General features: G+C 66.3%; 24 protein-coding genes, 1 tRNA gene and 1 pseudogene. 10 read left to right on the plus strand and 16 right to left on the minus strand.

Translation table 11 applies throughout. The features are described from left to right. Positions 1 to 124: pseudogene (locus RLN94_RS17080) on the plus strand (IS630-like element ISSpo6 family transposase); the annotation flags it as partial. Between the two features lie 83 nt (positions 125 to 207). Here RLN94_RS17080 and gltA read toward each other — a convergent pair. Both gltA and gltX read right to left on the minus strand, forming a co-directional pair. Then, complete coding sequence (gene gltA / locus RLN94_RS17085) at positions 208 to 1,503, minus strand: citrate synthase (protein WP_350117384.1); 1,296 nt, start codon at positions 1,501 to 1,503, stop codon at positions 208 to 210. 74 nt (positions 1,504 to 1,577) lie between these two features. Next, a complete protein-coding gene (gene gltX, locus RLN94_RS17090; protein ID WP_350117385.1) occupies positions 1,578 to 2,987 on the minus strand; it encodes a glutamate--tRNA ligase in 1,410 nt (469 codons plus the stop codon). A 108-nt stretch (positions 2,988 to 3,095) separates the two neighbouring features. On the opposite strand from gltX, the gene RLN94_RS17095 reads away from it, so the two are divergent. Continuing rightward, the gene (locus tag RLN94_RS17095; RefSeq protein WP_350117386.1) at positions 3,096 to 5,102 is read left to right on the plus strand and encodes a ComEC/Rec2 family competence protein; all 2,007 of its coding nucleotides are present in this window, start codon (positions 3,096 to 3,098) and stop codon (positions 5,100 to 5,102) included. On the opposite strand, the gene lexA is transcribed toward RLN94_RS17095, so the two are convergent. From lexA to RLN94_RS17125, 6 genes are all read right to left on the minus strand, one after another. Then, positions 5,096 to 5,794, minus strand: a complete 699-nt coding sequence (lexA, locus tag RLN94_RS17100; protein ID WP_350117387.1) for a transcriptional repressor LexA — start codon at positions 5,792 to 5,794, stop codon at positions 5,096 to 5,098. The genes RLN94_RS17095 and lexA overlap by 7 nt on opposite strands. Before the next feature lie 90 nt (positions 5,795 to 5,884). Then, entirely contained in the window at positions 5,885 to 7,057 is a 1,173-nt protein-coding gene (locus RLN94_RS17105; RefSeq protein ID WP_350117388.1) for a molybdopterin molybdotransferase MoeA, read from the minus strand. Continuing rightward, positions 7,054 to 7,530 carry a cyclic pyranopterin monophosphate synthase MoaC gene (moaC, locus tag RLN94_RS17110; protein ID WP_350117389.1) on the minus strand — a complete coding sequence of 159 codons (477 nt, stop codon included), beginning with the start codon at positions 7,528 to 7,530 and terminating at the stop codon, positions 7,054 to 7,056. The genes RLN94_RS17105 and moaC overlap by 4 nt, the downstream gene beginning before the upstream one ends. Beyond that, the gene (gene trpC, locus RLN94_RS17115; protein WP_350117390.1) at positions 7,527 to 8,345 is read right to left on the minus strand and encodes an indole-3-glycerol phosphate synthase TrpC; all 819 of its coding nucleotides are present in this window, start codon (positions 8,343 to 8,345) and stop codon (positions 7,527 to 7,529) included. The genes moaC and trpC overlap by 4 nt, the downstream gene beginning before the upstream one ends. Then, positions 8,342 to 9,361, minus strand: coding sequence for an anthranilate phosphoribosyltransferase (gene trpD, locus RLN94_RS17120; RefSeq protein ID WP_350117391.1), 1,020 nt, complete (start codon positions 9,359 to 9,361; stop codon positions 8,342 to 8,344). The genes trpC and trpD overlap by 4 nt, the downstream gene beginning before the upstream one ends. After that, positions 9,358 to 9,939 (minus strand): anthranilate synthase component II, encoded by a 582-nt coding sequence (locus RLN94_RS17125; RefSeq protein WP_350117392.1) that lies wholly within the window; start codon positions 9,937 to 9,939, stop codon positions 9,358 to 9,360. Before RLN94_RS17125 ends, trpD begins: the two co-directional genes overlap by 4 nt. A 199-nt stretch (positions 9,940 to 10,138) precedes the next feature. On the opposite strand from RLN94_RS17125, the gene RLN94_RS17130 reads away from it, so the two are divergent. Beyond that, positions 10,139 to 11,539 (plus strand): divergent polysaccharide deacetylase family protein, encoded by a 1,401-nt coding sequence (locus RLN94_RS17130; RefSeq protein WP_350117393.1) that lies wholly within the window; start codon positions 10,139 to 10,141, stop codon positions 11,537 to 11,539. A 16-nt stretch (positions 11,540 to 11,555) separates the two neighbouring features. Here RLN94_RS17130 and RLN94_RS17135 read toward each other — a convergent pair whose 3' ends face one another. After that, a complete protein-coding gene (locus RLN94_RS17135; RefSeq protein ID WP_350117394.1) occupies positions 11,556 to 12,119 on the minus strand; it encodes a pseudouridine synthase in 564 nt (187 codons plus the stop codon). Between the two features lie 124 nt (positions 12,120 to 12,243). Between RLN94_RS17135 and RLN94_RS17140 the strand changes: the two genes are divergently transcribed. Then, positions 12,244 to 13,059 carry a lysophospholipid acyltransferase family protein gene (locus RLN94_RS17140; RefSeq protein ID WP_350117395.1) on the plus strand — a complete coding sequence of 272 codons (816 nt, stop codon included), beginning with the start codon at positions 12,244 to 12,246 and terminating at the stop codon, positions 13,057 to 13,059. Further along, positions 13,032 to 14,114, plus strand: a complete 1,083-nt coding sequence (locus RLN94_RS17145) for a hypothetical protein (RefSeq protein WP_350169322.1) — start codon at positions 13,032 to 13,034, stop codon at positions 14,112 to 14,114. Before RLN94_RS17140 ends, RLN94_RS17145 begins: the two co-directional genes overlap by 28 nt. Before the next feature lie 7 nt (positions 14,115 to 14,121). Here the strand turns inward: RLN94_RS17145 and trpE are convergent, their stop codons facing one another. Genes trpE through RLN94_RS17165 form a run of 4 tightly spaced genes read right to left on the minus strand, consistent with a single transcriptional unit; the run spans position 14,122 to position 19,367 of the window. Further along, positions 14,122 to 15,633 carry an anthranilate synthase component I gene (trpE, locus tag RLN94_RS17150; RefSeq protein ID WP_350117397.1) on the minus strand — a complete coding sequence of 504 codons (1,512 nt, stop codon included), beginning with the start codon at positions 15,631 to 15,633 and terminating at the stop codon, positions 14,122 to 14,124. Positions 15,634 to 15,645: 12 nt separating this feature from the next. Then, positions 15,646 to 17,487, minus strand: coding sequence for a peptidyl-prolyl cis-trans isomerase (locus RLN94_RS17155; protein ID WP_350117398.1), 1,842 nt, complete (start codon positions 17,485 to 17,487; stop codon positions 15,646 to 15,648). 36 nt (positions 17,488 to 17,523) lie between these two features. After that, positions 17,524 to 18,729, minus strand: coding sequence for an aminotransferase (locus tag RLN94_RS17160; protein ID WP_350117399.1), 1,206 nt, complete (start codon positions 18,727 to 18,729; stop codon positions 17,524 to 17,526). Between the two features lie 32 nt (positions 18,730 to 18,761). After that, positions 18,762 to 19,367, minus strand: coding sequence for a TetR/AcrR family transcriptional regulator (locus RLN94_RS17165; protein WP_350117400.1), 606 nt, complete (start codon positions 19,365 to 19,367; stop codon positions 18,762 to 18,764). A gap of 49 nt (positions 19,368 to 19,416) precedes the next feature. Between RLN94_RS17165 and RLN94_RS17170 the strand changes: the two genes are divergently transcribed. After that, positions 19,417 to 19,866, plus strand: a complete 450-nt coding sequence (locus RLN94_RS17170) for a VOC family protein (protein WP_350117401.1) — start codon at positions 19,417 to 19,419, stop codon at positions 19,864 to 19,866. A 15-nt stretch (positions 19,867 to 19,881) separates the two neighbouring features. On the opposite strand, the gene gpt is transcribed toward RLN94_RS17170, so the two are convergent. The 3 genes from gpt to fabI form a co-directional block, all read right to left on the minus strand. Next, a complete protein-coding gene (gpt, locus tag RLN94_RS17175; protein WP_350117402.1) occupies positions 19,882 to 20,379 on the minus strand; it encodes a xanthine phosphoribosyltransferase in 498 nt (165 codons plus the stop codon). Positions 20,380 to 20,454: 75 nt separating this feature from the next. After that, on the minus strand, positions 20,455 to 21,060 hold the full coding sequence (locus RLN94_RS17180; RefSeq protein WP_350117403.1) for a LysE family translocator: 606 nt from the start codon (positions 21,058 to 21,060) through the stop codon (positions 20,455 to 20,457). Positions 21,061 to 21,064: 4 nt separating this feature from the next. Continuing rightward, a complete protein-coding gene (gene fabI / locus RLN94_RS17185) occupies positions 21,065 to 21,871 on the minus strand; it encodes an enoyl-ACP reductase FabI (RefSeq protein ID WP_350117404.1) in 807 nt (268 codons plus the stop codon). A gap of 194 nt (positions 21,872 to 22,065) precedes the next feature. On the opposite strand from fabI, the gene pdxH reads away from it, so the two are divergent. The 4 genes from pdxH to RLN94_RS17205 all read left to right on the plus strand — a co-directional run bounded on the left by pdxH (position 22,066) and on the right by RLN94_RS17205 (position 23,934). Further along, complete coding sequence (gene pdxH, locus RLN94_RS17190) at positions 22,066 to 22,668, plus strand: pyridoxamine 5'-phosphate oxidase (protein ID WP_350117405.1); 603 nt, start codon at positions 22,066 to 22,068, stop codon at positions 22,666 to 22,668. Positions 22,669 to 22,785: 117 nt separating this feature from the next. Next, entirely contained in the window at positions 22,786 to 23,319 is a 534-nt protein-coding gene (locus tag RLN94_RS17195) for a cold-shock protein (protein WP_350117406.1), read from the plus strand. Beyond that, complete coding sequence (locus RLN94_RS17200; RefSeq protein WP_350117407.1) at positions 23,289 to 23,777, plus strand: DUF192 domain-containing protein; 489 nt, start codon at positions 23,289 to 23,291, stop codon at positions 23,775 to 23,777. Before RLN94_RS17195 ends, RLN94_RS17200 begins: the two co-directional genes overlap by 31 nt. Before the next feature lie 80 nt (positions 23,778 to 23,857). Beyond that, a tRNA-Pro gene (locus tag RLN94_RS17205) sits at positions 23,858 to 23,934 on the plus strand. Positions 23,935 to 24,155: the final 221 nt, after the last annotated feature.

The raw sequence follows: 24,155 nt of genomic DNA on the forward strand, positions 1-24,155 counted from the left end.
CCTGCGCAGGATCGGCGCCAGAACCTTTACAGACCTCTTCGAAGTCCTCGGAGACATCTGCGATATGTTCTCACCCAACGAATGTTGGAACTTCTTCAAGGCTGCCGGATATGTCGCAGGTTAAAATCGAAACGCTTTAACCGATTTCCATGAAAAAGCCCCGGGCCGGAGGTCTGCCCGGGGCTGGAATTCTCTCGTGGCCGAGGCTCAGCGCTTCTCGATATCCACGTAGTCGCGCAGCGTGGCGCCCTGGTAGAGCTGGCGCGGGCGGCCGATCTTGAGTTGGGGATCGGCGATCATTTCCTTCCACTGCGAGATCCAGCCGACCGTGCGGCTGAGCGCGAAGATCGGCGTGAACATCGAGGTCGGGAAGCCCATCGCCTCGAGGATGATGCCGGAGTAGAAATCGACGTTCGGGAAGAGCTTCTTGTCGACGAAGTAATCGTCTTCCAGCGCGGCCTTTTCGAGCTCCTTGGCGACCTGCAGGGTCGGGTTGTCCTCGATGCCGAGCAGGTCGAGCACCTCGTCGGCGGATTGCTTCATCACCTTGGCGCGCGGATCGAAGTTCTTGTAGACCCGGTGGCCGAAGCCCATCAGGCGGAACTCGTCATTCTTGTCCTTGGCGCGGGCGATGTATTCGGGGATCTTGTCGACCGTGCCGATCTCGCGCAGCATTTCGAGGCAGGCCTGGTTGGCCCCGCCATGGGCCGGGCCCCAGAGGCACGCGATGCCCGCCGCGATACAGGCGAAGGGGTTGGCGCCCGAGGAGGAGGCGAGGCGCACGGTCGAGGTCGAGGCGTTCTGCTCGTGGTCGGCGTGAAGGGTGAAGATCCGGTCCATCGCGCGGCTCAGGATCGGGTTCACCTCGTAGTCTTCTGCCGGCACGGCAAAGCACATGCGCAGGAAGTTCGACGCGTAGTCGATGTCGTTGCGCGGATACACGAAGGGCTGGCCGATGGAATACTTGTAGGCCATGGCCGCGATGGTCGGCATCTTGGCGACGAGGCGGATCGAGGCGACCTCGCGCTGCCACGGGTCGTTGATGTCGGTCGAGTCGTGGTAGAAGGCGGAAAGCGCGCCGACCACGCCCACCATGATCGCCATCGGGTGCGCATCCCGGCGGTAGCCGCGGAACAGGAAGTGCATCTGTTCGTGCAGCATGGTGTGGTTGGTCACCCGATCCTCGAAATCCTCGAGCTGAGCGGCCGAGGGCAGTTCGCCGTAAAGCAGCAGGTAGCAGACCTCGAGGAAATGCGATTTCTCGGCCAGCTGGTCGATCGGGTAGCCGCGGTGCAGCAGCTCGCCCTTGGCCCCGTCGATGAAGGTGATGGTGCTGTCGCAGCTTGCGGTCGAGGTGAAGCCGGGGTCGTAGGTGAACACGCCCGCCTGCCCGTAGAGCTTGCGGATGTCGATCACGTCGGGGCCGGCGGTGGGCGAAAGGATCGGCAGTTCGTAGTCGGTGCCGTCGATCGTCAGCGTCGCGGATTTGTTACTGTCAGCCATAGGGGTACTCCCTCTTCGCGCCCGCGCGGAAATTCGCAATCGGGCAGGTTTCTTTCATCTGGCCTTTCGAGAGGTCAACCTTTCTCGCAGGCGGCATCCTCGAGCCGGGCGAGGGATTCTTCCCGCCCCAGAACGAGCATCATATCGAACACGCTAGGTGTCGCAGCCCGGCCGGCCAGTGCGGCCCGCATCGGGCCCGCCAGCTTGCCGAATTTGGTATCAATGGACTCGGCGAACTGCATGGCGGCAGCCTCCAGATCCTCACGCGTCCAACTAGCATTTTGCATATGCGGCGTCAATTGCCCCAGTATACCACGGGATACATCGTCGAGGTTCTTCGCCGCTTTCTCGTCGGGCTCGATCGGGCGATCGGCCAGAATAAATTCCGCCTTTTCAAGGAGTTCCGGAAAGGTCTTGGCGCGCTCCTTGAGGCAGTACATGCCGGACCCGAGCAAGGCTGTCTTGGCGTCACCGAGGGGCGGGGCGCCGGTGACCTGACGGAAGGCGAGAAGCTCATGCAGCAGCGCAGCATCGTCGGATGCGGCGATATGCTGGCCGCTGAGATTGTCGAGCTTCTTGAAGTCGAACCGGGCGGGGGACTTGCCAATGCCGGAGAGGTCGAACCACTCCTGCGCCTGTGCGTCGGTGAAGAACTCGTCGTCGCCATGGCTCCAGCCGAGGCGGGCAAGGTAGTTGCGCATGCCCGCCGCAGGGTAGCCCATGCGCTGGTACTCCTCGACGCCGAGCGCGCCGTGGCGTTTCGACAGCTTCTTGCCGTCGGGGCCGTGGATCAGCGGGATATGGGCGTAGACGGGCAGGGGCCAGCCCATCGCCTGGTAGATCATCATCTGCCGGGCGGCGTTGTTGAGGTGGTCATCCCCCCGGATCACGTGCGTGACACCCATGTCATGATCGTCGACGGCCACGGCCAGCATGTAGACCGGTGTGCCATCGCTGCGTAACAGGATCATGTCGTCGAGCTGGTCGTTGCGGATGGTGACGTCGCCCTGCACCTCGTCGCGGATGATTGTGCTGCCGTCGCGCGGGGCCTTGATGCGGATCACGTAGGGCGCGTCGGGATGGGTCGAGGGGTCGGCATCGCGCCACGGGCTGCGGAAGAGGGTGGAGCGGCCCTCGGCCCGGGCGGCCTCGCGGAAGGCCTCGATCTCTTCCCGAGTCGAGAAGCATTTGAAGGCCTCGCACTTGTCCAGCAGCTCGCGGGCCACCTCGGCATGGCGGTCGGCGCGCGCCGCCTGGCTGACCGCCTCGCCGTCATGGTCGAGGCCCAGCCACGCCAGCCCGTCGAGGATGGCCTGCGTTGCCTCGGGGGTCGAGCGCGCGCGGTCGGTATCCTCGATCCGCAGAAGGAATTTCCCGCCACGGCCCCGCGCATAGAGCCAATTGAACAGCGCCGTCCGTGCCCCGCCGATATGCAGAAAGCCGGTGGGAGAAGGGGCAAATCGGGTGACGACCGTCTGGGACATGTCGGGCAGGGTCCTTTCTGGATTAACCTTTCGGTAACGGTTTTGGGGGATATCGAACGGATCAGTTTTCCATGACTGTCTATCGGCCCGCCGGAGGGGAAACAAGTCTTGGAACTCGTCCATAGCGCCGTTTCCGCGTGGTTGGCGCAGCGCGGGCAACTGTTTTGCTGGGCGCCGGTGGCGCTGGCGGCGGGGGTCGGCCTGTACTTTGCCGTGAAAGTCGAACCGGCGCCGATGCAGTATCTCTGGATCGGCGGGGGGGCGGTTTTGTGCCTCGGGCTGGCGGCGCGGGCCGGTGTGCTGGTCTCGCCGGTGTTGTGGGGGGTGGCGCTGGTGGCGCTGGGGTTCTGCATCGCGGGGGCGCGGGCGCATTGGGTCAAGGCGCCGGTGCTGACCTGGCGATATTATGGCCCGGTCGAGGGGCGGATCGTTGGATTGGACCGCTCGGGGTCGGACGCGCTGCGGCTGACGCTCGACCAGGTGGTGCTTGCGCGGGTGTCGCCAAGTCGGACGCCCGCGCGGGTACGGGTTTCGCTGCACGGGGTTCAGGGCCATCTCGATCCGGCGCCGGGGATGAGGGTGATCCTGACCGGGCACCTGTCGCCGCCCGCCGGCCCGGTGGAGCCGGCCGGGTTCGATTTCCAGCGGCACGCCTGGTTCAAGCGGCTGGGGGCGGTGGGGTACACGCGCACGCCGGTGCTGCTGTTGGAGCCTGCGGGCGGGGGGCAGTGGCTGTTCAAGGCGCGCATGTGGCTGTCGGACAGGGTGCAGGCGCGGGTGCCGGGCGAGACGGGCGCGTTTGCAGCGGCGATCATGACCGGGGACAGGTCGGGCATCGGGCAGGACACGCTGAAGGCGTTACGGATTTCCAACCTTGCGCATCTGCTGGCGATTTCGGGGCTGCACCTCGGCCTTCTGGCCGGGGTGGTCTTCGGGGCGGTGCGGCTGGGCTTCGCGGCGGTTCCCTACCTGGGCCTGCGCTTGCCGGCGAAGAAGATCGCGGCCGGCGTCGCCGTTGCGGCGGCGGCGGGGTATTATTCGCTCTCCGGGGGCAACGTGGCGACCGAGCGGGCCTTCGTGATGGTGGCGGTGATGCTGTTCGCGGTGATGGCGGACCGGCGGGCGCTGTCGCTGAGGGCGGTGGCGATGGCGGCGCTGATCGTTCTGGTGCTGCGGCCGGAGGCGATGCTCGGGCCCGGTTTCCAGATGTCCTTCGCGGCGACGACGGCGCTGGTGGCGGTGTTCGGCTGGTTCAGGGATCGCGAGATATCGCTGGGCCCGCGCTGGCTCAGGCCGGCGGTGGCGGTGGCGGTGTCGTCGCTGGTGGCGGGGCTGGCCACGGCGCCGATCGCGGCGGCGCATTTCAACCAGGTCGCCCATTACGGGCTGCCTGCGAACCTGTTGAGCGTGCCGCTGATGGGGGTGCTGGTGATGCCCGCGGCGCTTGTTTCGGTGTGTCTTCTGCCCTTCGGGCTGGAGTGGCTGCCGCTCTGGCTCATGGGGCAGGGGCTGGGCTGGATCCTTGGTGTGGCGCACTGGATTTCCGGGCTGGAGGGGGCAAGGGGCACGGTGCCTGGGCCGGGGCCGGCGGTGCTGCCGCTGATTGCCGTCGGCGCGCTGCTGCTGATCCTGTGGCAGGGGCGGTTCCGGGTGGCCGGGCTGGTGCCTGCGGCGCTTGGGGCGCTTCTGTGGGTTCAGACGGGTCGGCCGGATGTGCTGATCTCGGACACGGGCGCGCTGGTGGGGGTGATGACCGAGAAGGGGCGTGCGCTGAGCAAGCCGCGGGGGGCAGGGTTCGTGGCGGATATCTGGCTGGAGAACGATGGCGATCCGGAGGAACAGGAAGCCGCGCATGACCGCTGGGGGGATGTGGCCGGGACCGGGTGGCCGGTCATCGCCCTGCCGGGCAAACGGGCGGCGGAGGCGTTGACCACCTGCCGCCGCGATGACTGGATCGTGCTGACCGCTGCGCCGACGGTGGAGTTGCCGTGCCGCGTGATCACGCCGGAGACGCTGCGCGCCACCGGGGCGATTGCCCTCTTCGACGAGGGGGGCAAGATCAGGCAGGTGACCGCGCGCGAGGTGACCGGCGCGCGGCTCTGGAACACTCAGTAGGTGCGGATCAGGCCGACCAGCTTGCCCTGTACGCGCACCTTGTCCTCGGGCAGGACGCGGGTTTCGTAGGCGGGGTTCGCCGCCTCGAGCGCGATGGCGTTGCCGTTGCGGTAGAACTTCTTGAGCGTGGCTTCCTGATCCTCGACCAGGGCCACGACGATATCGCCGTTATCGGCTGTCTGGGTTTCGCGGATGACCACCACGTCGCCATCGTTGATGCCGACGCCGATCATCGAATCGCCTTTGACTTCAAGCGCGTAGTGATGGCCCTTGCCGCTGAGCATGTCGCCGGGCACGGCGACGTTGTGGCTGGCATGGGCGATCGCCTCGATCGGGACACCGGCGGCGATGCGGCCCATGACCGGCAGTTCCGTGGCCGCCGCATGGGCGACGGGCATGGCATTGGCCGGCGCCTCGGTATCGGGCCTGTCGCCTTCGATCACGCGGGGTTCGAACCCGCCGGCGGTGCCGCCGAGGCTTTCGGGCAGTTTCACGATTTCGAGCGCCCGCGCCCGGTGGGCGAGGCGGCGGATGAAGCCGCGTTCCTCGAGCGCCGTGATCAGGCGGTGGATGCCCGATTTCGAGCGCAGGTCGAGCGCATCCTTCATTTCGTCGAAGCTGGGCGGTACCCCGTCGCGCTGGACCCGTTTGTGAATGAATTCCAGCAGATCGAGTTGTTTCTTGGTCAGCATGTTGCACGTCCTCCGCGACCATACGTTTACGTTTGTTCTACGCATGTTCCCGTTTTGTGTCAACTCTGGTAAACAAAACCTGTGGATAAGTCAGAGGGGGAGATAGTCGATCCTGTCGCCCTTCGCGCGCGCGGGATCGTCCTGCGGGCGGATCATCAGGGCGTTGGCGCGGGCCAGCACGGAGAGGAGCGAGCTGTCCTGCCGCTCGGCCGGGGTGAGTTCGCCCTCCGTGAGGGTGGCGCGCATATAATGCTCGCGCGGGCCGTTGGCGGGGATGTCCTGGGCCAGCCGGGCCGTGCGGCGCGGGGCGGGGGCGGCGCCGAGGCCCAGCATGACGCGGATCATGGGTGCAAGGAAGACATGACCGCAGACCATGGCCGAGACCGGGTTGCCGGGCAGGCCCACCATCGCGGCGCGGCCCATGCGGCCGGCCATGAGCGGTTTGCCGGGGCGCATCTTTACTTTGTAGAAACTGCGTTCCATCCCGAGGCCGGCGGCGACGTCGCCCACGAGGTCATGATCGCCCACCGAGGCGCCGCCGATCGTGACCACGAGGTCGGCGCCATCGGCAAGATCGAAGGCCGTTTCGAGCGAGGCGGTGTTGTCGCGCGCGATGGGCAGGAGGCGGGCGGTGGCGCCCATCTGTTCGAGCATGGCCTTGAGGCCGAAGGTGTTCGACGCGATGATCTGGTCCGGGCCGGGATCGTCCCCGGGCATGACCAGTTCGTCGCCGGTGGAGATGAGGGCCACGACGGGTTTGCGGGTGACACTCACCTGCGGAATGTTCATCGCGGCCAGAAGCGCGATGTCCGACGGTGTCAGGAGGCGGGGCGCGTCGATGGTGTCGCCGGTGGCAAAGTCGATGCCCTTGCGGCGGATGTGGGGGCCTTCGTCGAGCCTGTCGCCGAGGGTGATCGTGTCGCCCTCGCGCGTGACGTCTTCCTGGATCACGACACGGTCTGCGCCTTCGGGCATCGGGGCGCCGGTGAAGATACGGACGGCCTGGCCGGGTTTCACGTGGCCGGTAAAGCCGTGGCCTGCCGCGGCTTCGCCGATCACCTCGAGCCGCGCGCCGGGTGTGGCCTCATCGGAGCGGACCGCGTACCCGTCCATGGCCGAGGCCGGAAAGGGGGGCTGGTCGCGCCGGGCGGTGGCGGGGTCGGCGAGGATGCGGCCCGCGGCCTCCTGCAGGGGGACGGATTCGCGTTCCAGTGGGGCCACGAGGGAGAACAGGTGCGAAAGGGCCTCGTCGACCGAGATCATGACGCCTCGTAACGGCCTGATTTCCCGCCGTCTTTGAGTTTCACGCGGGTGCCGCCGATCTCCATCGCGCGGTCGACGGCCTTGAGCATGTCGTAGACCGTGAGCGCGGCGGTGCTGACGGCGGTCAGGGCCTCCATCTCGACCCCGGTCTGGCCGGTGGTCTTGACCGTCGCCTCGATCCGGACGCCCGGCAGGTCGGCATCGGGGGTGAGGTCGACCGAGACCTTGGTGACGGGCAGCGGGTGGCAGAGCGGGATCAGCTCGGCCGTCTTCTTGGCGCCCATGATCCCGGCAAGCCGCGCGACGGCCAGAACGTCGCCTTTCTTGGCGCGACCTTCCGCCATGATATCAAAGGTTTCGCGGGCCATCTTCACGTGCCCCTCGGCCACGGCAACCCGCGCGGTCACGTCCTTCTCGGAGACATCGACCATATGCGCATGGCCGTCGCCGTCGAAATGGGTCAGGCCGCTCACATCATCCCCCCCGGCACGGAGGGCACGTCGAGCATGGCTTTGGTGGCGGTCGTCACGTCCTCCTGCCTCATCAGCGCCTCGCCGATCAGGAAGCAGCGGGCGCCGTAGCGGGCCATGTCGGCCAGGTCTGCAGGGCCGGTCAGGCCACTTTCGCAGACGATGATCTTTTCCGGGGGCACCAGCCGTGACAGTTCCCGCGAGGTGTCGAGCGTGGTCTCGAAGGTGTTGAGATCGCGGTTGTTGATGCCGATCAGTTTCGACTTGAGCAGAGCGGCGCGGTCGAGCTCGGCCTTGTTGTGGACCTCGATCAGGGCATCCATGCCCCAGCGGATCGCGGCGGCTTCCAGTTCGGCGGCCTGTTCGTCGGTGACGGAGGCCATGATGATCAGGATGCAGTCGGCGCCCCAGGCGCGCGCCTCGGCCACCTGATAGGTGTCGTACATGAAGTCCTTGCGCAGGACCGGCAGTTCACAGGCCGCGCGGGCCTGTTTCAGGAACTCGGGCGAGCCCTCGAAGCTTGGCGTGTCGGTCAGGACGGAGAGGCAGGCGGCGCCGCCCTCCTCGTAGGCCCTGGCCAGCGCCGGCGGGTCGAAATCGGGGCGGATCATGCCTTTCGACGGGCTGGCCTTCTTGATCTCGGCGATCAGGCCGAAGCCGGTCTTGCTGGCCTGCAGCAGCGCGTCGGCGAAGGGGCGCACGGCGGGCGCCGCCTCGGCCTGTGCGGTGATCTCTTCCAGGCTGGTGGCCTGCTTGGCGGCGGCGATCTCTTCGAGTTTGTAGGCCTTGATGTCCTCAAGGATCGTGGGCGTGCTCATGCGGCCTCCGATGTGACTTGGGCGAGGGTTTCGATCTTCGCCTTGGCGGCCCCGCTATCGAGGCTTTCGCGGGCGAGGTCCACCCCGTCTTTCAGGGTTTCCGATTTCCCGGCGACAACCAGCGCGGCGGCGGAGTTGAGCAGCACGGCGTCGCGATAGGCGCCGGGGGCGCCGTCGAGCAGGGCGCGGAAGGCGTCGGCGTTCTGTTGCGGGGTGCCGCCGAGGATATCCTCGAACGGGTGGACGGGCAGGCCGGCATCCTCGGGGTGGATCTCGGTTTCGCGGATGCTGCCATCCTCTTCCAGCGCGGCGATCCAGGTGGTGCCGGTGATGGTCATCTCGTCGGTGCCGTCGCTGCCATGGACCAGCCAGGCGCGTTCGGAGCCGAGTTTGCCGAGCGTTTCGGCCATCGGGCGGATCAGGTCGCGGGCGAAGGCGCCGGTGAGCTGCCGCTTGACGCCGGCGGGGTTGGTGAGTGGGCCGAGGATGTTGAAGATGGTGCGGGTGCCGAGTTCGGTGCGGACCGGGCCGACATGGGCCATGGCGGGGTGGTGCATGGGCGCCATCATGAAGGCGATGCCGGCAGCTTTCAGTGCCTTTTCAACCACTTTCGGGCCGACCATCACGTTGACGCCGAGTTGCGTGAGCGCGTCGGCGGCGCCGGATTTGGAGCTGAGATTGCGGTTGCCGTGCTTGGCCACGGGCACACCGGCGCCCGCCACGACGAAGGCGGTGGCGGTCGAGATGTTGAGCGTGCCCTTGCCGTCGCCGCCGGTGCCGACGATGTCCATGGCGCCGGGCAGGCTGCCGACCTTGTTGCACTTGGCGCGCATGACCGAGGCGGCGGCAGCGTATTCGTCGACCGTCTCGCCCCTCGTGCGCAGGGCCATCAGAAAGCCGCCGGTCTGGGCCGGGGTGGCCTCGCCCTCGAAGAGGCAGTTGAAGGCGGCTTCGGCCTCCTCGCGGGAAAGGGCGCGGTCGGCGGCAATGCCGATGAGGGGTCGGATGTCGCTCATGCGGGGACCTTCATGGTGTCGAGGAAATTCTTCAGAAGCGCGTGCCCGTGCTGGGAGGCGATCGATTCCGGGTGGAACTGGACGCCGTGGATCGGCAATTCGCGGTGTTGCAGCCCCATGATGGTGCCGTCTTCGAGTTCCGCCGTGATTTCAAGAGCTTCCGGGCAGGAGCTGCGCTCTACCACGAGGGAATGGTATCGCGTCGCCTCGAAGGGAGACGGCAGGCCGGCGAAGACGCCTTTGTCGGTGTGGCGGATGTGGCCCATCTTGCCGTGGACGATCTCGGAATGGCGGATGACCTTGCCGCCGAAGGTCTGGCCGATGGTCTGGTGCCCGAGGCACACGCCCAGAAGCGGCGTCTTCGTTGCGGCCGCGGCCTCGGTCAGGGCGAGGCAGATGCCGGCCTGGTCCGGGTCGCAGGGACCGGGCGACAGAAGGATGCCGGCGGGGTTCATCGCCATCGCCTCCTGCACGTTCAGCGCATCGTTGCGCCGCACCACCACCTCGGCCCCGAGTTCACCCACGTAATGCACGAGATTGTAGGTAAAACTGTCGTAATTATCGATCAGTAGCAGCATTTCGAGCATCCTGACGGGATTGGGGGGCTTTAGCCCGATGTCTCAGTCGCGGTATACTTGTTCAGGGTTGCAAGGCACCGTCAAGGGGCGCAAAGGTAACGAAACGGCAATAAAGAGGGCAGAATTGGTGCTACGCGGGGTATTGGGCGGTTTTCTGACGGGGACAATTCTTTCGGGCCTGGTGCTCGGGACGGCGTCGGTGGTGACGTCGCTGCCGGAGCAGGCCCCGCCGGAGGCCGGTGAGGTCGAAGTGCCCGCCGCGTCGGAATTCAACCAGTCGCGGGAGGATACCGAGGCCGAATTGCCGGCCGCCGACGAGACCCCAAGCGCCGACAGCGCGCCCCAGGTCGAGGCGCCGGAGCCCGATGACCTGAGCTCGCTGGAAGGGGCCGATACCGCCCCGGCCTCGCAGCCGCAGACGGGCAGCGCGGAAAGCACGCTGAATTCGCCCGAGGCGCAGGCCGGCAGTTCCGGCGTCGACGTGGACAGCGACGAGCCGGTTCTGCCCAGCCCGCAGGCGCTGGCCCCCGAAGCGCCGGACAGCGAGGATGACCTGTCGATTTCCACGGAACCGGCCCAGCCGGTCCAGCCCGAGGTCGAGGAGGAGAGCGGGGCGTTCCCGGCGCAGGACGAGGCGGAGGCCGCGCCGGACGAGAGCGCGGATCCCGAGCCGCAGGTGGAGCTTGAGGTTCAGGACACCCCCGAGGTCCAGCCACAGGACGCCGCGCCGGACGAAGACGAGATGGCCGACCAGGATGCCGCCGGCGGCGAGATGACCGGTCAGGACGGTTCCGGCGAGGAGATGGCGGAGCTGGAGGACGCACCGGAAGAGACTTCCGGTACGATCGGCGACCTGGCCGAGGGCGTGACCACCGACCGGCTGCCGTCTGTCAGCGATGACGGATCGGCCGAGGAAGACAACCCGCCGCCGCTGGAAGCCTTCGCTGCGCCGTTTTCCAACCCGGACGGCAAGCCGCTCATGGCGATCGTGCTGATCGACGATGGCAGCAGCCCGATCAGCTTCGAGGCGCTGGCCGATTTTCCCTATCCGATCAGCTACGCGGTCGATGCCAGTTGGCCGGGGGCGGCAGAGGCCGCCGAGAAGTACCGGGACGCGGGGCTGGAAGTGCTGGCCATGGCGGACCTGCCGCCGGGGGCGGGGGCGACGGATGCGGAGGTGGCGATGCAATCGTATCTCGGCGCCGTTCCCGAGGCCGTGGCGGTGATGGAGGGCCTCGATGGCGGGCTTCAGGTCAGCCGGGCCGCGACCGAGCAGCTTATCCCGATCCTGCAGGACAGCGGGCACGGGCTGGTGCTGTTTCCCAACGGGCTCGACACGGCGCAGAAGCTGATTTCGCGGCAGGGCGTGCCGGTGGCGTCGGTGTTTCGCGATTTCGATGCCGAGGGGCAGGATGCGACGGTGATCCGGCGGTTCCTCGACCAGGCGGCGTTCAAGGCCGGGCAGCAGGAGCAAGGCGTGGTCATGGTGGGCCGGCTGAGGGCCGAGACGGTGAGCGCGCTGCTGCTTTGGGGGCTTCAGGACCGGGCCGGCAGCGTGGCGCTGGCGCCGGTGTCGGCCGTGCTGAAGGCGGAGCAGTAGGTCAGCCCTTGAGGGCTCAGGGCGCCGTGTCGCTATCGCCATCCCTCCATTCGCCGGGGGCGAGGCTGTCGATCGACCAGCCGCCGATGCGCCAGCGGACGAGGCGCAGGGTGGGGTGGCCCACATGGGCCGTCATCCGCCTCACCTGCCGGTTGCGGCCCTCGGATATCGTGAGTTCCAGCCAGCAATCGGGCACCGATTTGCGATAGCGGATCGGCGGGTCACGTTCCCATATCCGGGGCGGGTCGATGAACCGGGCCTTCGCGGGGCGGGTGCGGCCGTCTTTCAGGTCGACGCCGCTGCGCAAGGCGGCCAGTGCCGCCTCGTCCGGGGTGCCCTCGACCTGAACGAGGTATGTCTTCTCCTGCTTGTGCTTGGGATCGGCGATGCGGGCCTGCAACCGGCCGTTATTGGTGAGCACCAGCAGACCCTCGCTGTCGCGGTCCAGCCGCCCGGCGGGATAGACGCCCGGCACGTCGATATAGGCCGACAGGGTCGGGCGCGTGCTGCCCTCGGTGCCCTTGTCGGTGAATTGCGAGAGCACGCCATAGGGCTTGTTGAACAGGATCACGCGGGTCATGGCCCCAGTTAGCCGCGCGGGCCGGCCAATTGAAACCTTTCTTTCGGCCCAGAATCGCACGTTTTCCCCCGCAGAGGAAAAATCTGGTATCACTGTCATCGGGGTTGTCCGGGGTTTGTCGGTCATGTCGGTTGTGTTTCGTGCTCGGGTTCTGTGGGTGGCGTGGTGGTACCGCGCGATCTTTGCCCGGCTGTCGGGGCAGCGCGACATCGTCCGGGCCAACCTTGCGCGGGTCTTCGCGGATGAAAGCGACCGGGCGCGCAGGGGACTCGAACGGCGTATCCTGGGCAACCAGGCGCGGTTCTACGGCGAGATCATGAATGCGGAGCGATTCCTGCCCGCGCTTGGGCCGCCGAAGATCGAGGGGCCGGGGAAGGCGCCGTTTTTCGAAGCGGTGGAAGCGGGCAAGCCGGTCATCCTGCTGACGGGGCATGTGGGGAATTACGTGGTGGGGCTTCAGATGCTGACGGCGCTGGGGATCCGGGCGGGGTTCCTGTACCGGACGCGGGGCAACCTTCTGCTGGACAGCCGGTTCGAGCGGGTGCTGGGCCAGATGGGGCAGGTGGGCTTCAAGATCGGACACCGGAAGCACCGGCAGTACGAGGGCAGTCTGAAAGAGTTCATTTCCTTCCTGGGCGACGGCAACCCGGTGGTGATGCTGGGCGATCATCGCGACCGGCGGGGGGCGCGGCTGCGGTTCCTGGGGCAGCGCAAGGCGCCCACCTCGCTGACGCCCGCGAAGCTGGCACTGGCGCATGATGCGCCGCTGATCCCGTGCTTCGTGCTGCGGCAGGGGCGGCACAGCCGGTTTCGGGTGCACATGGCGGCGCCGATCCCGCCGGGAGAGCCGAAGAAGATGATGCAGCAATTCAACGATGTGGTCAGCGAGTTGATCTTCGAGGATCCCGCGCAGTGGTCATGGACGATCCGCCGATGGTAGCGCCGAAGCTTCTCATACACGTGCCGGGCAACCTGCTGGACCGGCACGGGCAGGCGGGCTTCGGGCTTTACGGCCGGATCGCGCCGGACCTGCGGCGCATGGGGCTGGAGGTGGATTTCGTCGAGCGGCCCTCGACGACCGAGCTTGGCACCTATTCGAAGGCGGATTTCCACCTCGTTCATCACGGCTTCCTGCGGCGGTTCAACCTGCTCAATTGCGGCATCGCCTATGTCTGGCCCTACTGGTATCTCGATCAGCGGGGCGTGCTGTGCGACAGCTCGATGATCAATGCCACGCCCCGGCTGGCGGGGGTGGACGGCCGACAGGCGGAGAAGTTCTTCAACGCCCTCCATGGCAAGACGGTGGAGCGGGGCGTGTCGAAATACGACCAGCCCGAGCGCCGCGCGCCCATGGGGCAGGGCGCCATCGTGGTCTTCCTGCAGGGCCTGTCCGACCCGGTGCTGCGCAGCATGCACATGATGGAGACCGAGATGCTGGACCTCGTGATGCGGTATCGGCAGGGGCGGCGGGTGCTGATCAAGCCGCATCCGAAGTTTCCCGACACGATCGCCTCGGCGCACGCTTTGATGCTGGCCGAGAACGAGCCGGAGGTGCAGGTCATCGACGCCAATATCCACGACCTTCTGGAAGGCGCGTATTGTTCGGTGTCGATCTGTTCCGGCGCCTCTTTCGAGGGGCTGTTTCATCGCGTGCCGGCCATCTTGTTCGGACGGAGCGATTTCGCCGCCTGTGCCTGGACCGTGCGTACCGAGGAGGAGGCGGAGAGGGCGCTGAAGGAGATCGGCAGTGCCGAGTTTCCCTATGAACGGTTCCTGTTCTGGTTCCTGCGGAAGAAGATGTACAACCAGCGCAACCCGAACCTTGCGGCGCGGGTGCTTCAGCGGATCAAGCGGACAGGGTTCGAATTGATGCCGAATGGGGCGGCGAGCCCCGTGGCGCGTGTGCTGGGCCAGGCAGGTGACGGGGAGCCGGCCGCCCCTATGGTCCCGCCCACCAATCCGAAGATACCCGACAAGCGCAGCAGGAAGACCTGAACAGGTTTTAGCCGTTCCCGTCGCCGGTGAACCGGGCCGCGTCTGCGGCCGCGCGGCGGATGGCGTTCGATTTGTGGACGGTTTCCATGTACTCGGCATCGGGGTCGCTGTCATAGACGACGCCGCCGCCGGCCTGGATATAGAGCGTCTCGTCCTTCACCAGCGCGGTGCGCAGCGCGATGCAGATATCCATGTCGCCGCCCGCGCTGAAATAGCCGACGCCGCCGCCATAGACGCCACGCTTCTCGGGCTCGAGCTCGTCGATGATCTCCATCGCGCGGACCTTGGGGGCGCCGCTGACCGTGCCGGCGGGAAGGCCGGCGAGCAGGGCGGAGAGCGCATCCTGATCCTCGGCCAGTTCGCCCACCACGTTCGAGACGATGTGCATGACGTGGCTGTAGCGTTCGATGATGAATTCCTCGGTCGGGCGGACGCTGCCGATCTTGGCGACGCGGCCCACGTCGTTGCGGCCGAGGTCGAGCAGCATCAGGTGCTCGGCCAGTTCCTTCTGGTCGGCCAGCAGGTCGGTTTCGTTTGCGCGGTCTTCCTCGGGCGTGGCGCCGCGGGGGCGGGTGCCGGCGATGGGGCGGATGGTCACCTGTTTATCGAATACCCGCACGAGGATTTCCGGGCTGGCACCGACCACCTGGAAGCCGCCGAAATTGAAGTAGAACATGAAGGGCGAGGGGTTGGTGCGCCGGAGGCTGCGGTAGAGGGCGAAGGGTGGCTGGCGGAACGGCTGGGTCCAGCGCTGGCTGGGCACGACCTGGAAGATGTCGCCGGCGCGGATGTATTCCTTGGCCTTCTCGACCGCCTTGCCATAGGCCTCGCGGGTGAAGTTCGACACGGGCGGCGCGTCTTCGTGTGCTTCGCCCAAGTTGCGGCTGGTCTGGGGCAGGGCGCGATCGAGGTCGCGCACGGCGTCCATCACCCGCTCGGCCGCCTGGGCATAGGCCGCCCGCGCCGACAGCCCGGCATCGGCCCATGCGGGGGCGACGACGGTCACGTCGCCCTTCACCCCGTCAAGCACGGCGACGACCGAGGGGCGCAGCATCAGCGCGTCGGGCACGCCGAGCGGGTCGGGGTTGACGTTGGGCAGGTGCTCGACCAGCCGGATCATGTCATAGCCGAGGTAGCCGAAGAGCCCCGCGCTGGCGGCGGGCAGGTCGTCGGGCAGGTCGATCCGGCACTCGGCGATCAGGGCCCGCAGGTTGTCGAGAGGGCCGCCCTCCTGATCCTCGAACGCGGCGCCGTCATAGCGGGCCTGCCGGTTGATGCGGCTGGTGGTACCGTGACACTGCCAGATCAGGTCGGGCTTCATGCCGATGATCGAATAGCGCCCGCGCACCTCGCCGCCGGTGACGGATTCCAGCATGAAGGCGTCCTGCGCGGCCCCGGTCAGCTTGAGCATCAGCGAGACCGGCGTATCGAGATCGGCCGCGAGCCGGGCATAAACGACCTGGTTCCTTCCGGCCTCGTAACCCTCGGCGAAGGTCTCGAAAGAGGGGGTCAATTCCACCTTGGGCGCCCTTTACTGGAAGTTGGAATGCACGGCGTTGATCGCGGCCTGATCCAGGTCGATGCCCGCGCGGGCGCGGATGTCGTTGGCCAGAAGCTGGAACAGGTCCTGCGAGAGGCTGGACGCAGCGCGTTGCTGCAAGGCGCTCTGAAGCTCTTCGAGGTCGCCGTCCTGGGCATCGGGGGGAAGGATGTCGTTCAGCTTGATCACGAAGATGCGGCCGTTGCCCTCGATCATCGTGGCGCCGCCTTCTTCCATGCCGAACACCGTCTCGATGAATGTGGGCGGCACCTCGGCGCGGAAATCGCGGCGGGTCATGGTTTCCGACCCGTCGACCGCCAGCCCCACATCCTCGAGGCTTTCGCCGTTGGACAGGTCGGCGACCAGCGGTTCGGCCTGGGCCTTCAGCTCGGTCACGAGCGCGTCGGCCTCCCACGCGGCGGTGACGGCGTCGCGGACCTCGTCAAGCGGCTGCACCTCGGGCGGGACGACCTCATCGAGGCGCATGGCGAAGATGCCGCCCTCGTCAAGCTGGATGACTTCGGGATAGTCATCTTCGGACAGGGCGTTGGCTGCGCTGCGGAAGGATTCGTAGGCGGCGATGCCGTCGCTCACGCCTTCGTGCCAGTCGATCTGGCCAAGTTCCAGATCGGTTTCGTCGGCCAGGTCCTCGATCGTGGCGCCGCCGGCCAGAAGGTCGTCGACCGCGTCGATGCGGCTGTCGACGACGCGGCGGGCGCGGTCGGCGGCCAGCTCGGCGCGCAGGTCCGGCTCGGCCTCCTCGAAGCTGGTGTTCTGTTCGGCAAGCACGGCGTTCACCCGGAAGAGGGCCGGGCCAACGGAGGAGGGGAGCGGGCCGACCACGTCACCGGTGGAGGCCGCGAACACCGCCTCGCCGGCGCCGTCGAGCTCGGCCTGGGACACGTCGCCGAGGTCGATATCGGAAAGTTCCAGCCCGCGGTCGGCGACCAGCTCTTCGAAGGTGGCGTCGCCGCTTTCGATCCTCTCGAGCGCGGCCTGGGCCGCCTCCTCGTTGCCGAAGACCAGCCGTTCGACCAGCCGCCGTTCGGGCTGGTTGAACTCGGCATTCCGCGCCTCGTAGGCGTCGCGCAGGGCCTGTTCGTCGACCTCGACCGTGTCGATCAGCATGTCGGGCGTCAGCAGCGCATAGGTGATGCGCTTGCGCTCGGGGATGGTGAACTGGTCTTCGTTCTCGGAATGATAGGCTTGAAGGTCGTCTTCGCCAGGCACCGGCAGTCCGGTCTGCAGGTCGCCGCGGTCGAGCACCGACCATGCGACCGAGCGCTGTTCGCCGAGATAGTTCATCAGCGTCTGCATGTAGCCCTCGGGCATGGTGACGCCGGCCATCACCGAGGCCTGCAGGAAGCTGCGCGCGGTTTCGGCGCGGATGTCTTCCTCGAAGGCGGATTCGGAGAGGCCCGCCTGCTCGAGCGCATAGCGATAGCCATCGCGGTCGAAGCTGCCGTCGACGCCCTGGAACTGCTGCATGTTGACGATCTCGTCGCGCAGGTTCTCGTCGCCGATCGACAGGCCGATCTGCCCTGTCTCGTGGTCGAAGGCGGCCGAGGCGATGAGGCGGGACAGCACGGATTCGGTCACGCCCATGTCGCGCGCCTTGGCGAAGCTGACCGCCTGGCCACGCTCGGCCTCGACGGCGCGGATTTCGCGCTGGAGCGCGCGCGCATAATCTTCGGCACGGATGTCGGAATCGCCGACCGAGCCGATCGACCGCACGCTGCCGGAAAGGTTGGTCACGCCGAAGCCGCCCAGCCCGAGGATGAGCAGGCCCATGAGGAGCCAGACTAGCGTGTTCGTGATACCCTTCTTCGCCATGTTTTCCCCTGTTAGACAGCGATGTTCCGAGCCTGTCTACGCGCTGCCGCCATTGGGGGCAAGGGGCAGGCCAAGCCCCGCAAGGCGGTCGAAAAGCACCTCGATGGCGGCGCGGTCGACATTGGCGAAGGCGACCCGCAGCTCGCGCGCGCCGCGGGCGTCGCCCTCGGGGTAGAACATCGTGGCCGGCAGCAGGAGGACGCCCGCTTCGCGCACAAGCAGGGGGGCCAGCTCGTCCGAGGGGATGTCGAACGGGTGGCGCAGGTAGGCGAAATAGGCGCCGCATCCCAGCAATTGCCAGCCTTGCGGGGTGATCTTGGGCATGTTGTCGTGGATGGCGGCACGGCGGTCGAGGATCTCGTCGCGTTCACCGGCCAGCCACTGGCCAAGGTTGCGCAAGCCCCAGAGCGCGGCGATCTGGCCAAGCTGGTTGGGGCAGATGGTGACGGTGTCGAGGAACTTCTCGACCTCGGCCAGCAGGGACGGGTGCGCCACCATGGCGCCGACGCGGTGCCCGGTCAGGCGGTACGCCTTGGAGAAGGAGTAAAGCTGGATCAGCGTATCGGGCCAGTCGGGATCGGTAAACAGGTCATGCGCCGCGCCGGGGCGCGCGTCGAAATCGCGATAGGTCTCGTCGGCGATCAGCTTGAGACCGCGGGCCTGGGCCAGGCGGTAGAAGCTTTCGACCAGGTCGGCCGGGTATTCCACGCCGCCCGGGTTGTTGGGCGTCACCAGCACGATGGCGCGGGTGTTGTTGGTGATCCGCGCCTCGGCCTCGCCCGGATCGGGGAGGAGTTCCGGACCGGTGGGCAAGGGCACTGCGGTGACGCCCGACATGTCGAGCCACATCTTGTGATTGAAGTACCACGGCGTTGGCAGGATGACCTCGTCCCCTTCGGTGCACAGCGCGGTGACCGCGGCGCAGAAGGCCTGGTTGCAGCCGGAGGTGATGGCGACCTGATCGGCCTCGATGTTACCGCCATAGGCACGGCACCATTGCCCGGCCACCTCTTCGCGCAGCGCCGGAAGGCCGAAAACCGGCCCGTAGAGATGCGCCGACGGCTGGTTCAGCGCGGCCTCGGCGATCACTTTCCGGAGCGCTTCGGGCGGGGGCTCGGCCGGGGCGGCCTGGCTCACGTTGATGAGCGGGCGGTCGGCGGGAAATTCCACCCCCTCGACCCAGCGTTTCGCCGCCATGATCGGCGGGGGAAAGGTGGTGGCGGTGCGGGAAGGGCTGGTCATGGGGCGGTCCCTGTGAACTGTGTTTCCCGCTCTTACCGTGCCGGTCCTTCGGTGCCAAGCTGGGGCCGGAAAATCTGTGCTACGATGGCCTTTGCCAGGGCGGGCTCCGGCGGAAGGTGCCCGGCCAGAACCCGGAAGAACAGCGCGCCGTAGATCATGTCGAGCAGGGCGTCCATGTCGCCCGGCTCGGTCAGGAGGCCGTCCTTGACCGCCTGTGTCAGGATGGTGCGCCCTTCTTCGCGGCTGGAGAGGATCACGCGGTTGCGGAAGGCCTTGGTGAATTCGCTGTCGGGATCTGCCGCCGCCAGCGTCATCGCCACCTGACGGCCGCGGGTGCTGGCGAAGGCACGGCAGAGCTGGTCGAGCTGAGCGGCGAGGGCGCGGTCGGGGGGCAGGCTGGTGTCGGCAGGCGCATCCGGCGCGGTGTCGATCAGCGCGGCCATCGCCAGTTCCTGGGCATTGGACCAGTTGCGGTAGATCGTGGGCTTGCTGACGCCCGAGGCCTGCGCCACCGCGTCGATGGTCAGGCGGCCCAGGCCATCCTCGATCAGAATGGCACGCGCCGCCCGCAGTGCCTTCTTGCGGGCTTCGGCCGAGGGCGGGCGCCCGCGGCGGGGAGAAGAAGTATCTTGACTCATTTAATTACTAAACGTAACGTAAATTAAATGCAGTCGCAAGGATGTTGTCATGTCTACAGAACAATCTATCACGCCGTATATCGTAACCAAGGGTGCATCGAAGGCCATCGACTTTTACCGCAATGCGTTCGGCGCGGCGGAATTGTTCCGGATGACCGATCCGTCGGACAGCGGCAAGATCGGTCATGCCGAGCTGCAGATCGGCGGTTCGATCCTCTACCTCGCCGACGAGTACCCGGATTTCGGGGCAATCTCGCCCGATACGCTTGGCGGCACGCCTGTCACGCTGCACTTGCGGGTCGAGGATTGCGACGCCGCCACCGAGCGCGCCGAACAAGCCGGGGCAATGGTCTTGCGCAGGCCGAAGACGCAGAGCTTCGGCGACCGCAATGCCGTGGTGCAGGATCCGTTCGGTCATCGCTGGATGCTGGGGCAGGTGGTCCAGGAGATGGCACCGGAAGAGATGCAGCGCCGGTGGGAGGCCGAAACCGGGGGCTGAGCAGGGCCGCGCCCGTCACACCCCGCGATACGGCTCGACATATTGCAGGGCCATGTCCCACGGGAAGAAGATCCACGTGTCCTGGCTCACCTCGGTGACGAAGGTGTCGACCATCTCGCGGCCCATGGGCTTGGCGTAGATGGTGGCGACCTTGGCCTTCGGCATGTGCTTGCGCACCACTTCCAGCGTCTTGCCGGTGTCGACCAGGTCATCGACGATCAGCACGCCCTCGCCGTCGCCCACGAGGTCCATGTCGGGGGACTTGATCACGATCGGGGCGCTTTGGGTCTGGTGGTTGTAGGATTTCACGCTGATCGTATCGACGGTGCGGATGTCGAGTTCGCGCGCCACGATCATCGCCGGGGCCATGCCGCCGCGGGTGATGGCGACGACAGCTTTCCAGCCGCCCTCTGGCGCCTCGCCCTGAAGCCGCCACGCCAGTGCGCGGGCGTCGCGGTGAAGCTGGTCCCAGCTGACGTGGAATCCTTTTTCGTGGGGCAGGCGGTCTTGCATGGCGTCACTCCGTCGTTTTTCCGGGCGCATTAGCGCAAAGGCAGGGCGAACGGAAGGCGGTCCTTCTCGCCCGGGTCAACTCCGGTCGAAGGCCAGTTTCAGCCCGAGCGCGCCCAGCACCCCGGCCGCGATACGGTCGAGCACCGGTTTCAGCCGGAGATAGCCGTCACGCGCCGCGCGGGTCGAAAGCGCGCACGCAAAGGCGGTGTAGGCGGCGAATTCGACAAGCATGTGGTTGCCCACGATCAGCGCCTTCTGCGCAAGGGTCATGTCGCGGGGAAAGATGACCACGAGAACGGCGGAGGCGAAGAGCACGGATTTCGGGTTGGCGAAATTGACCAGCAGGCCGCTGACGAACGGGCGCCGCCTTGGAGCCTGGGCCGAGTCCAGCGGCGTCTTCGCCTCGCGCCAGATGGTGACGGCGAGGTAGATCAGGTAGGTGGCGCCGATGATCTTGAGCGTCATATAGGCCCAGGGGAAGAGCGTGTAGATCACGTCGAGCCCCAGCAGGGCCGCGCCCGTCCATGCCGCCGCGACCGTGCCGAGCCCGAGGCCCGTCAGGATGCCTGCGGTGCGCCCCTCGACCAGGGTGGTGCGCAGGGCCATCAGCATCGCCGGTCCCGGGCTGGCCAGTGCGGCCAGCAGTGTCAGGTTGAAGGCGATGAAATGGGCCGGTTCCATGGTGTCAGGTCTTCTCGATATCGGGTGCGTCGACCGCCTTCATGCCGACCACGTGATAGCCCGCGTCGACATGCAGGATCTCGCCCGTCGTGCCGCTGCCGAGATCCGACAGCAGGTAGAGCGATGCCTTGCCGACATCGTCGATCGTGACGTTGCGGCGCAGGGGCGAGTTCAGCTCGTTCCATTTCAGGATATAGCGGAAATCGCCGATGCCGCTGGCGGCAAGTGTCTTGATCGGGCCCGCCGAGATCGCGTTGACCCGGATGCCGTCCTTGCCCAGGTCCTCGGCCAGGTACATGACCGACGCCTCGAGCGCCGCCTTGGCGATGCCCATGACATTGTAATGCGGCATCACCTGTTCGGCGCCGTAATATGTCAGCGTCAGAATGGCGCCGCCTTCGTTCATCATCTTCTCGGCGCGCTGTGCGACGGCGGTGAAGGAATAGACCGAGATGTCCATCGTGTTGAGGAAATTCGTCCGCGTCGTGTCGACGTAGCGGCCGCGCAGCTCGGCCTTGTCGGAAAATCCGATGGCATGCACCAGGAAGTCGATCTTGCCCCAGGTCTTCTCGAGTTCCGTGAAAAGCGCGTCGACGCTGTCCATGTCACTGACGTCGCAGGGCAGCACCACGTTTGACCCGAGCTGTTCGGCCAGCGGGGCCACGCGTTTCTTCAGCGCATCCCCCTGGTAGGAAAAGGCCAGCTCCGCCCCGGCCTCGGCACAGGCGCGGGCAATGCCCCAGGCAATGGATTTGTCGTTCGCAAGGCCCATGATCAGCCCGCGTTTGCCTGCCATCAACGTATTCGACATCTTTTGCCCTCGGCGCACTTTGTATTATGCTATTCCTTTAGGCGATCGACCACTCCGCATCAAGGGCATGGAGACGCCAACAAATGCCCTTGGCGGATCAATGATCTAGCCGGAGAGGCGGAAAATCGGCTTGTGCCCCGCCCCGTGCCATCCTAGCAGCATGGTTAACGACTTCTACGGAGTGATGCGACACCATGGAACGCGAGGGGATATTCGCCGGGGACGACCCGTTCCGGATTGCGCGGGACTGGCTGGCCGAGGCCGAGGCGGGCGAGCTCAACGATCCCAATGCCGCGGCGCTGGCGACCGTCGATGCGGCCGGGCTGCCGAACGTGCGGATGGTGCTGTTGAAGGATATCACTGACAGCGGCTTCTGGTTTTACACCAATTACGAAAGCGCCAAGGGGCAGGAGATCGCGGCGACGGGCAAGGCGGCGATGGTGCTGCACTGGAAATCGCTGCGCCGGCAGGTGCGGGTGCGCGGCGAGGTGGTGAAGGAGGACGGCCCCGAGGCCGATGCCTATTTCGCCTCGCGGTCCCTCAAGAGCCGTCTGGGCGCGTGGGCGTCGCAGCAGTCCCGGCCGCTGGAATCGCGTACGAGGCTCATGGCGGAAGTGGCGAAGGTGACGTCACGTAAGGGTCCGAATCCCGAGCGCCCGCCATTCTGGGGCGGATTTCGCATCGTTCCGGTCGAGATCGAGTTCTGGGCCGACGGTGCCTTCCGCCTGCACGATCGTTTCGTCTGGCGGCGGGAAACTCATGAAAACGCATGGGAAATTCAGCGGCTCAGTCCCTGAGACCTGCTCAGCGTTGGCGGCAACATGCTGAATAAAAATGGAATTTCCCTTGCCTTGTGTGTCCGATACACCTCTAATGCGTGAACATGTCTGGGCGGGGCTTGTAGGTTGAAGACTGTGACGAAAGACCGGGAAAACACACGAAGGCTGAAAGGGCAGGTCAAGTGGTTCGACCCCGTCAAGGGCTTTGGCTTCGTCGTCGCTGACGAGGGCGGGCCGGATATCCTGCTGCATGCCAACGTGCTGCGCAATTTCGGGCAGAGCTCCGTCGCCGACCGCGCCGGGATCGAACTCGAGGTTCAGCAGACGGAACGCGGCGTGCAGGCCGTCGAGGTTCTCGCGATCGAGCCGCCGGACCAGGACACGCTCAGCGGGCTTGCCGACCTCGAGGATATCGACCCAGAGGAAATCCGCGCCGCGCCGCTGGAGCCGGCCCGCGTCAAGTGGTTCGACAAGGGCAAGGGCTTCGGCTTTGCCAACACCTTCGGACGTGACGAGGACGTGTTCATCCATATAGAAGTGTTGCGCAGGTCCGGCATGGCCGACCTGCAATCCGGAGAGGCGCTGGCCATCCGGGTGATCAATGGTAAACGCGGTCGTATGGCCACGGAGGTGTGTGGATGGGAAACGGCGGTAAAACGATCCGACTGATCCTTGGGGGGCTGGGGCTGACCTTGTTGCCGGCGCTTGCGGCGGCCGAGAGTGCCTGCCGGAACGACCAGATCTCGTTGCGGGGGGATTGGGGCGAGGCGCGCTTCACGGTGGAGGTCGCCGACGATGCCAATGAGCGCGCGCAGGGCCTGATGCATCGCGAAAGCATGGCCCGCAGCGCCGGCATGCTTTTCGTCTATGACAGCGCCCGCACGGTGCGGTTCTGGATGAAGAACACGCTCATTCCGCTCGACATGATCTTCGCCGATGAAACCGGCACGGTGCAGCATATTCACCGGATGGCAGAACCGGAAAGCGAAGAGATGATCTTCGGCGGCAACAACATCCAGTACATCCTCGAGATCAACGGCGGCATGGCCGATGCCCTGAAGATCGGCGAGGGCAGCGAGATGCGCCACCCCGACATTTCCCCGGAGCAGGCCGCCTGGCCGTGCTGATGCCGCGTGCGCGCGGGCGTAAACGGGGCCGATTTGGGCTTTTCAAGCGCGGCGTTCCCGATTAGATACCGCCCACGGTCCGGGGCGTGGCGCAGTCTGGTAGCGCACCTGTTTTGGGTACAGGGGGTCGTGAGTTCGAATCTCGCCGCCCCGACCATCGCCCCCTCAAGCCACAACATGTAGATTTTTGCGTGCCCGACCTGCAACAGATCGTGTTTTCACATGGATTGTGTCGGCAGCTCGAAATTTTTTTGCCGCCTTCCGGCCGGCCGGGAAACCGGGTCGTGAAACCTGCGCTTTCGGGTCGGTGGATGGCTGTCCACAGGAAGCTTTCCGCATAAGGCGCAACCATATAACGACTTTCCCGAACTCATCCAC

It is taken from the genome of Roseovarius sp., from assembly GCF_040223625.1.
GTDB lineage: Bacteria > Pseudomonadota > Alphaproteobacteria > Rhodobacterales > Rhodobacteraceae > Roseovarius.